The sequence below is a fragment of the Bartonella sp. TT121SHDZB genome (genome assembly GCF_042193415.1).
Taxonomy (GTDB): domain Bacteria; phylum Pseudomonadota; class Alphaproteobacteria; order Rhizobiales; family Rhizobiaceae; genus Bartonella.
In genome coordinates this window covers 1-310 of the sequence record NZ_JBHILR010000061.1, presented here as the reverse complement: position 1 = coordinate 310, position 310 = coordinate 1, and the positions used below count along the sequence as shown (strand labels likewise).

1 protein-coding gene is annotated in these 310 nt (G+C 66.5%); it reads right to left on the bottom strand.

What is annotated here, in order from left to right; all coding sequences use genetic code 11:
* Positions 1–256: recombination protein NinG (locus ACFIKI_RS08465; protein ID WP_375666765.1), on the bottom strand; the 256-nt coding region annotated here is incomplete at its 3' end.
* Positions 257–310 lie beyond the last annotated feature (54 nt).

The window sequence follows — 310 nt, the reverse complement described above, 5'->3', positions numbered from 1 at the left end:
CACAGGAGATGCACGGCAGCGCTGCGTCGCGCGCCCTGACGAACGCATTGACCTCGACCTGGGCGCGGGCCCGACGCTGCGCGATGGTCAGCGCCTTCTCCTTGCGAGTCGTGATCTGCGCCTTGGCCTCCACCTTGTCCTGGCGCACCTTCTTGACCGCGCAGCGTGGCGAGCACACGGCCTGCATCGGCTGGAAAGGCACGAAGGAGTTACGGCAGATCGGGCACGGGCGGGGTTTGGAATTGAACGGCTTCACCGGCTGAACCTCCCCTCAGTCCACTGGGCGCACGCCACATACACGCAGGCAACC